Genomic DNA, 7,976 nt, shown 5'->3' with positions numbered 1-7,976 from the left:
GCCCCCGGCCGGCGCCTCACCCCCTGCTGGCGGGGCCGGCGGAGCGCCTGGCCCGCCAGGGCGCCTGGACCCGCCTGGCGGTGGAGCGGCTGGAGGTGCTCCGCCGGCCCGCCACCCCGATCGCCGATCTGCGCCGCGCCATCGCCGTGCGCTTCGTGGCCGCGGCGGGTCCGGAGCGGGGCGGCCTGCTGGCGGCCCTGGTGCTGGGCAGCGCCGTGGTGCCCCTGCCGGCCGAGCTGCGCGCCGACTTCCGCGTCGCCGGCCTCTCCCACGCGCTGGCCGCCTCCGGGTTCCACCTCACGGTCCTGCTGGGGGCGGTGCTGGCCATCGGCCGGGGGCTCGGCCGCTGGGCGCGGCTGGGCCTGGGGGCCGGGGCCATCGTTCTGTTCCTGGTGCTGGCTGGGCCCCAGCCCTCGGTGGTGCGGGCGGTGCTGATGGGGGCCATCGCCCTGGTGCTGCTGGAGAGCGGCCGCCGTGGCCGGCCCCTGGGGATCCTGGCCTTCAGCCTGGCGGGGATGCTGCTGCTGCGGCCGGCCTGGCTGCACGACGTGGGCTTCCAGCTGAGTGCCGCCGCCACCGCCGGCCTGGTGCTGACGGCGCGGCCCCTGGAGCAGGCCCTGGCCCGGCGGCTGCCCGGTGGCCCCCCCGGGGCGGCGGGCTGGTGGCGGAGCTGGCTGGCCCCGGCCCTGGCGGTGCCGGTGGCGGCCAGCCTCTGGACCCTGCCCCTGCAGCTGCTCCACTTCGGCGTGGTGCCCCTCTACGCCGTGCCGGCCAACCTGCTGGCGGGCCCCCTGCTCACGCCGCTCACCCTCGGGGCGATGGCCCTGGCGGCCGTGGCCGTGCTGCTGCCGCCCCTGCTGGCGCCGCTGCTGGTGCCCCTGGGCTGGCTGGCCCAGCTGCTGCTGCAGCTTGCCCACGGGGTCGCCGGCCTTCCCATGGCCCAGTGGCAGAGCGGCCGGCCCCTGCCCCTGCTGGTGCTCCTGTTCAGCCTGGCCCTGCTGGCTCTGGTGCTGCCGGGGACCGGCCGGCGCCTTCGAGGCCTGGCGGCGGGCCTGGGCGTCGGGGTGCTGGCGGCCCATCTGGTGCTGCTGGGCGGCGACCAGCTGCTGCTGGTCCACCAGGGGGAGGGCGGTCCCCCCCGCGACCTGCTGCTGGCCCGGCACCAGGGCCGCGCCGCCCTGGTCAGCACCCGCGCCGACGGGTTCAGCTGCCGCCAGGCCGGCCAGCTGGCCCAGGCCCTGGGGGTGGTCCGTTTCGACTGGACCCTGCTGCTGGATCCGGTGGCCGGAGCCGATCCTGCCTGCTGGAGCCGGCAGGCCGGACGGGTGCTGGACTACGGGGGCGGGGCGGCCCCGTTGGCCGCGGGCCAGCGGCTGGCGAGCCGGGGGCTGGCGGTGGAGGCCCTGGCCATGGACAGCCACGCCCTGCGCCTGCAGCTGGGCCGCCACCGCTGGCTGCTGCTGCCCGACCGCCAGGCCCTGACCACCTGGCGGCTCGACCGTCCGGCCGGCGGCGAGGGGTTGTGGCTGGGGGTCCGGCCCCGGCCTGCCGAGAAGCGGGCCCTGCTGGAGCGCGGACCGCCGCGGGTGTGGCTCAGTGGTGCCGCGCCGACGGGCGCCCCCCTGCCGCGGGGCTGGCGGGCCAGTGGGGCCAGCGGTGCGCTGACCGCTCCGTAAAGTGTGGCGATCCCCGACGCCATGGCGCCAGGGGTGTGGAGAGGTGGCTGAGTGGTCGAAAGCGAACGACTCGAAATCGTTTGAAGGGCAACCTTCCGTGGGTTCGAATCCCACCCTCTCCGTTTCTGCAGGCCTGGCCTCCGCGCCGTCAGGCCTGACCTGCGCGCGTCAGGAATGGAACAGCAGCACCAGGCCGGATTTCACCTGGTGAAATTCCCTCTCCTCCCGGCTGAGGTCGAGTCCCACCTGCAGGCCCTCCTTGAGCGCCACATCGAAGGGCGGCGCCGGCGGTGGCTTGCCGTCACACCAGAGCGCCGCGATTCCCACGGAAGTGGCATGCCAGCGGAAGCAGGCGGTTGTCCCGATGGAAGGCTCCTGCAGGGCGTCTTCGAGAAGCTCGCGGATCGCCATCGTGTCCCGGCTCTCGCCATCCCAGTCGTCGCCTTAGCTTCGGCAGAGACCCCGGCCAGGGCAATCGGCTGAGAGTTTTCGTGATACTGGCGCCTACGGTGCCTGCCATGGAGGCCTACCCCAGCCCAGTCGCCCTGGTGCACGAGTGGTTCACCCCCCGGTCGGTGGGCGGAGCCGAGCAGGTGGTGGAGGAGCTCGACCGGCTCCTGGCCGGCCGGGGAACCCCCCCGGCCCTGTTCGCCCTGGTGGACGGCGAGAGTTCCCGGCCCGGCAGCTGGCTGGCCGGCCGCCGGGTCCGCACCAGCTTCATTCAGCGGCTCCCCTGGGGGGTGAGCCACGTGCAGCAGTACCTGCCGCTGCTGCCCCTGGCGATCGAGCAGCTCGACCTCTCCGGCCATCCCCTGGTGATCAGCAGCAGCCACCTGGTGGCCAAGGGGGTGATCACCGGTCCGGACCAGCTGCACGTCAGCTATGTGCACACCCCGGCCCGCTACGCCTGGGACCAGATGCACACCTACCTGGCCCGCTCGGCCCTGGCCCGCGGGCCCCTGGGCCCCCTGGTGCGGCTGCAGCTGCACCAGCTGCGCCAGTGGGACGTGGTCAGCAGCGCCCGGGTGGATGCCCTGGTGGCCAACTCCCGTTTCACCGCCCGCCGCATCCGCTGTTTCTGGCGTCGGCGCGCCCATGTGCTGCCGCCCCCCGTGGCGGTGGAGCGCTTCCGCTGGGATCAGCCCCGGGACGACGTCTACGTCAGCCTCTGCCGGCTGGTGCCCAACAAGCGGGTGGATGTGGTGGTGGAGGCCTTCAACCGCACCGGCCTGCCCCTGGTGGTGCTGGGCGACGGCCCCGAGCGGCGGCGGCTGGAGGCGATGGCGGGTCCGGCCATCCGCTTCCTCGGTCGCCTGCCGGACCGGGAGACCGCCGCCTGGCTGGAGCGGGCGCGGGCCTACGTGTACGCCGGTCTGGAGGATTTCGGCATCGCGCCGGTGGAGGCGATGGCCGCCGGCGCCCCGGTGATCGCCTTCGGACAGGGTGGGGTGCTCGACAGCGTCCGCTGCCTCAGGGACGGCGAAGCGGCCCCCACCGGTCTGCTGTTCCCGGAGCAGAACGCCGCCAGCCTGGCGGCGGCCCTGGAGCACTTCGAGGCGGGCCGGCTGTGGCGCTCCCTGCCGGCGGAGGGGCAGCGGCTCCGGGCGGAGAGCTTTGCCCCCCCGGTCTTCCGACGCCGCATGGAAACCCTGCTCGACCAGCTCTGGCAGCAGCACCGTCGCCGCCTCAGCCGTCCTGTGCCTCTGATCTGAGTGGCCCTGCGGGATGGAGTTCCGCACGGGCTGATCCTTAACTTCATCTAACGAACCCGTCCCCCATGCTCTCTTCCATCGGGACCCCCTACGCCTCTCACCAGCTTGTGACGGCTCCGGCGCAGGTGCTCACCGCGGAAGAGCTGATCGCCTTTCAGTCCAAGCGCGACCGTGTCGTCAAGCGCGCCGGTGACATCCTTTTTTCGCTCACCGTGCTCACCCTCGGGTCGCCGGTGCTGCTGACCCTGGCCCTGCTGGTGAAGGTCACATCCCGCGGGCCGGTGTTCTACGTGCAGCAGCGGGTGGGCCGCGATTACCGCAGTTTCGGCTGCATCAAGTTCCGCACCATGCGGCGCGATGCCGATCGGCTTCTCTCCAAGCTGCTCGCCGAATCCCCGGATCTGGATGAGGAGTTCCGCAACGATTTCAAGCTCAAGAACGACCCCCGCATCACCCGCCTGGGCAAGTTCCTGCGCCGCTCCAGCCTCGATGAACTGCCCCAGTTCCTCAACGTGCTCCGCGGTGAGATGAGCGTGGTGGGCCCCCGTCCGATCGTGAAGAGCGAGCTGGAGCGCTACGGCAACCGGATGGACGAGGTGCTGGCTGTGCGGCCCGGGCTGACGGGCCTGTGGCAGGTGTCCGGCCGCAACAACCTCAGCTACCCCGAGCGGGTCCGGCTGGATGTCCGCTACGCCCGCCGCCGCACCCTGCTGATGGATCTGCGCATCATCCTGCGCACGATCGGAGTGATGCTCGACCCCCGCGACCGCGGCGCCTACTGAGGCCGGCTCCCTCGTCTCAGCCGGGCGCCCATCCGGCACCGACCAGGGCCAGGGCCGGCAGGGCCAGCACCAGCCACAGCAGTTCCAGCCGATCACCCAGGGCCAGGATCCGCTCCACTCCGGCCCGGTCGGGGGGGCCGCCTGCAGCGGCCAGGGTGGGCTTGATGCGCACCCCATCGGCGTAGGTGTTGGCCCCACCCAGGCGCACGCCGGCGGCGTGGGCGAAGGCCGCCTCCGAGACACCGGCATTGGGGGACGGGTCGGGGGCACCATCCCGCAGGGCCGCCCGCAGCCAGGGGAGCGTCTGCCCGGGCCGGCCCGCCGCCAGGGGCAGGCTCAGGGCCACCAGTCGGGCGGGGAGCCAGGTGAGCAGGTCGTCGAGGCGGGCACCGGCGGTGCCCAGCCAGCGCAGGCGCCCGTGGCGGTAGCCCAGCATCGAGTCCAGGGTGCTGGCGGCCTTGAAACCCCAGGCCAGGGCGAGGGGGCCCGGCAGGTGGAAGGAAGGCTGGGCCGGACCCAGCTGCAGCAGGGCCGCCCCGGCCAGCATCCAGAACAGCGGGGCGAACAGCCCGTCGACGGCGTTTTCGGCGGCGGTCTCGGCGGCGGCCCGCAGGATCTCCGCTTCCGGCAGGTGGCTCACCTGGCGGCCCACGATCCGGGCGAGGCGCGAGCGGGCCAGGGGCAGGTCGGGCAGGGCCACCAGCACGGCCCGCACGGCCCGCCCCAGGCTGCCGCCCGCCAGGGCGCTGGCCAGGCCCAGCACCAGCAGGGGCACCCCCACCGGGGGTACCCGCCGGGCCAGGACCTCGAGGCCCCAGCCCGCCAGGCCGCTGGCGCCGACCACCAGCAGGGTGAGCAGCAGACCGCCCAGCCGCAAGCGCCGGGGGGCGTCGCCGGCCCAGGCCTCCACGGCCCGGCGCAGGCCGGTGATGGCCCAGCCCATCGCCTGGACGGGGTGCGGCGACCAGAGGGGGTCCCCCAGCAGCCGGTCGAGCCCGCAGGCGAGCAGCACAAGCAGGGCCGGCAGGGCCGGGCTCAATGCCGGCGACGCTGCAGCAGGGGCAGCAGCACACCCGCCCCCAGGAAGGCCGCCAGCTGAATCGGCAGGCTGCCGCCCAGGCCGATCAGCTGGGCGATCAGCCCCATCCCGAGACTGCCGGCCAGGCCCCCCAGGGCCGAGGAGCGCTCCAGGAGGCTCCAGTTCTGCTGCAGGTCGCCGGCCGGATCGACGCCGTGGGCCAGGCGCGCATCGGCCACGGCGGCCAGCAGGCCGAAGGGCACGAACAGCAGCACGGACCCCCAGCCGCCCACGAACTGGGTTGCCACCAGCACGGCGGCCATCAGCAGGTAGGGAAGGCGGGGCGGCAGCCGCAGTCCCCAGGCTTCGGCGCCGGTCCGGCCCAGGCCGTAAGCCGTCAGCAGCAGGCCGAAATCGAAGCAGCTGCCCGCCGCTTGCTCGCGCACCCACAGGGGCAGCAGGGCGAACAGGCCGCCGAGCAGCAGTCCCTGCAGCACCCCGCCCGGTTCCAGGCGCCAGGGGGCCGGCTCCGCCGCTGCGGTGGTCGCTGCAGCGGTCGCCGCCGTCAACGCTGCTGCCGCATCACTCTCGCGGTGCTCCTCCGGGTGGTGGCCGCCGGCCCGCAGGGCCCCGACCAGTGGCGCCAGGGGCAGCAGCAGCACCAGGGCGCTGCTGAACTGGAGCAGGGCCTTGCCGACGGGAAACAGCACGGCCGTGAGCAGGTTGCCCGCCAGGCGGCCCGCTTCGGCGCCGGCCCGCAGCTCGCCGATCGGCACCCCCCAGCGGCCATGGAGCTGGCGCTGCAGCGGGTCCTGGGCCAGACGCAGACCCACGGCCAGCAGGGCGATGCCCATCAGGGGGGCGATCACGGAGCGGCCCAGCAGGCCCGCCGCCACCGCCAGCAGCAGCAGCAGGCTGAGCACCTGGAGCAGGGAGCCGAGCCGGATCCGCTGGGGCAGGGGCAGCAGCAGCGGCAGGGTGGCCAGGGCCGGCAGCACCCCGTTCACCAGCGGCGACGGGGTGAGGCCGCTGAGCAGCCAGGCGGTGGCGCCGATGGCCAGGGTGCCGCTGGCCTGGCTGCTGCCCCAGGCGATCGTCAGCAGGCGCCGCTGCATGGGCTGGGGATCAGGCGGCCTTGAGCCAGCTGAACATGGAGCGCAGACCCTTGCCCACCTGCTCGATGGGATGGGCGGCATCGCGCTCGCGGGCCTTGGCCATCTCGGGCTTGCCCGCCTCGCACTCGGCCACGAAGTTGCGGGCGAAGGTGCCGTCCTGGATGTCGGCCAGGATGCGCCGCATCTCCGCCTTGGTGTCGGCGGTGATCAGCCGGGGCCCGCTGACGTAGTCGCCGTACTCGGCGGTGTTGGAGATCGAGTCGCGCATGGCGGTGAGGCCGCCCTTGACCATCAGGTCGACGATCAGCTTCACCTCGTGCAGGCACTCGAAGTAGGCCAGCTCGGGCTGGTAGCCCGCTTCCACCAGGGTCTCGAAACCGGCCTTCACCAGTTCACTCAGACCGCCGCAGAGGACGGCCTGCTCACCGAAGAGGTCGGTTTCGGTCTCCTCCTTGAAATTGGTTTCGAGGATGCCGGCGCGGGTGCCGCCGATGCCCTTGGCGTAGGCCATCGCCAGCTCGCGGGCATGGCCGGAGGCGTCCTGCTGGATGGCGAACAGGGCGGGCACGCCCTGGCCGTTCTGATACTCCCAGCGCACGGTGTGGCCGGGGCCCTTGGGCGCGATCATCACCACGTCCACATCGGCGGGGGGCTGGATCAGCCCGAAGCGGATGTTGAAGCCGTGGGCGAAGCTCAGCACCTTGCCGGCGCTGAGGTGGGGAGCGATTTCGGTGGCGTAGACGGCCTTCTGGGCCTCATCGGGCAGCAGCACCATGATCCAGTCGGCCTTGGCGCAGGCGTCAGCCACGCTCAGAACTTCCAGGCCGTCGGCCCGGGCCTTGGCGGCCGAGCGGCTGCCGTCGTAAAGGCCCACCACCACGTTGACACCGCTGTCCTTGAGGTTCAGGGCGTGGGCATGGCCCTGGGAGCCGTAGCCGATGATGGCCACCGTCTTGCCGTTCAGCAGGCTGAGGTCGGCGTCGGAGTCGTAGAAGAGCTGGGCCATTCCGGGCGGCGGGCAGGGCAAACGCAGACTTTAGGTGTGCGCCCGCACGGGCCTCAGCCGCCGGAGGCCTCCGAGGGGTGGGCGATCACCCGGTCGATCAGGCCGTACTCCTTGGCCTCGGCGGCGCTGAGGAAGTAGTCGCGGTCGGTGTCCTTGGTGACCTTCTCCAGGGACTGGCCGCACATCCCGGCCAGGGACTGGTTGAGCATGTCCTTGATGCGCAGGATCTCCCGGGCCTCGATCTCGATGTCGCTGGCCTGGCGCTGGCTGGTGCCGCCCAGGGGCTGGTGGATCATGATCCGGCTGTGGGGCAGGGCCAGCCGCTTGCCCTTGGTGCCGGCCGCCAGCAGGAAGGCGCCCATGGAGGCCGCCAGACCGACGCAGATCGTCACCACGTCGGATTTGACGTACTGCATGGTGTCGTAGATCGCCAGGCCGGCGGTCACCGACCCGCCCGGCGAGTTGATGTACAGGTAGATCGGCTTGGAGCTGTCATCGGAGTCGAGGTACAGCATCTGGGCCACCAGGCTGTTGGCGATCCCGTCAGTGACCTCCTGGCCCAGGAACAGGATGCGCTCCACCCCGAGGCGGGTGTAGATGTCGACCCAGCGCTCGTACTGGCTGCCGGGGAGGCGGTAGGGAACGCTGGGGGTGCCGATGGGCATGG

General features: G+C 72.9%; 8 protein-coding genes and 1 tRNA gene. 4 read left to right on the top strand and 5 right to left on the bottom strand.

All coding sequences use genetic code 11. From position 1 onward, the window contains the following. Together KUG39_RS15005 and KUG39_RS15000 are read left to right on the top strand one after the other, a co-directional pair. The coding region (locus tag KUG39_RS15005) for a ComEC/Rec2 family competence protein (protein ID WP_216918357.1) at positions 1-1,676 on the top strand (1,676 nt) is incomplete at its 5' end. 37 nt (positions 1,677-1,713) lie between these two features. After that, positions 1,714-1,798, top strand: a tRNA-Ser gene (locus tag KUG39_RS15000). Between the two features lie 46 nt (positions 1,799-1,844). Here the strand turns inward: KUG39_RS15000 and KUG39_RS14995 are convergent. Continuing rightward, positions 1,845-2,087: a DUF8674 family protein gene (locus tag KUG39_RS14995; protein WP_216916086.1), complete on the bottom strand. Its 243-nt coding sequence runs from the start codon at positions 2,085-2,087 to the stop codon at positions 1,845-1,847. Between the two features lie 107 nt (positions 2,088-2,194). On the opposite strand from KUG39_RS14995, the gene KUG39_RS14990 reads away from it, so the two are divergent. Continuing rightward, entirely contained in the window at positions 2,195-3,388 is a 1,194-nt protein-coding gene (locus tag KUG39_RS14990; RefSeq protein WP_216916084.1) for a glycosyltransferase, read from the top strand. 65 nt (positions 3,389-3,453) lie between these two features. Next, entirely contained in the window at positions 3,454-4,170 is a 717-nt protein-coding gene (locus KUG39_RS14985) for an undecaprenyl-phosphate galactose phosphotransferase family protein (RefSeq protein WP_094587346.1), read from the top strand. A gap of 16 nt (positions 4,171-4,186) precedes the next feature. On the opposite strand, the gene cbiB is transcribed toward KUG39_RS14985, so the two are convergent. The 4 genes from cbiB to KUG39_RS14965 are packed head-to-tail and all read right to left on the bottom strand — an operon-like array spanning position 4,187 to position 7,974. Further along, positions 4,187-5,209: an adenosylcobinamide-phosphate synthase CbiB gene (cbiB, locus tag KUG39_RS14980; RefSeq protein ID WP_286193222.1), complete on the bottom strand. Its 1,023-nt coding sequence runs from the start codon at positions 5,207-5,209 to the stop codon at positions 4,187-4,189. Continuing rightward, the gene (locus tag KUG39_RS14975; protein WP_216916082.1) at positions 5,206-6,303 is read right to left on the bottom strand and encodes a hypothetical protein; all 1,098 of its coding nucleotides are present in this window, start codon (positions 6,301-6,303) and stop codon (positions 5,206-5,208) included. Before KUG39_RS14975 ends, cbiB begins: the two co-directional genes overlap by 4 nt. A gap of 10 nt (positions 6,304-6,313) precedes the next feature. Beyond that, on the bottom strand, positions 6,314-7,309 hold the full coding sequence (ilvC, locus tag KUG39_RS14970) for a ketol-acid reductoisomerase (RefSeq protein WP_094587344.1): 996 nt from the start codon (positions 7,307-7,309) through the stop codon (positions 6,314-6,316). 53 nt (positions 7,310-7,362) lie between these two features. Next, positions 7,363-7,974 carry an ATP-dependent Clp protease proteolytic subunit gene (locus KUG39_RS14965; RefSeq protein WP_094587343.1) on the bottom strand — a complete coding sequence of 204 codons (612 nt, stop codon included), beginning with the start codon at positions 7,972-7,974 and terminating at the stop codon, positions 7,363-7,365. Positions 7,975-7,976 lie beyond the last annotated feature (2 nt).

This window comes from Synechococcus sp. CCAP 1479/10 (assembly GCF_019038515.1).
Taxonomy (GTDB): domain Bacteria; phylum Cyanobacteriota; class Cyanobacteriia; order PCC-6307; family Cyanobiaceae; genus Cyanobium.
Note: the sequence above shows the minus strand (reverse complement) of the source record. Positions and strands in the feature narration are given on the sequence as shown.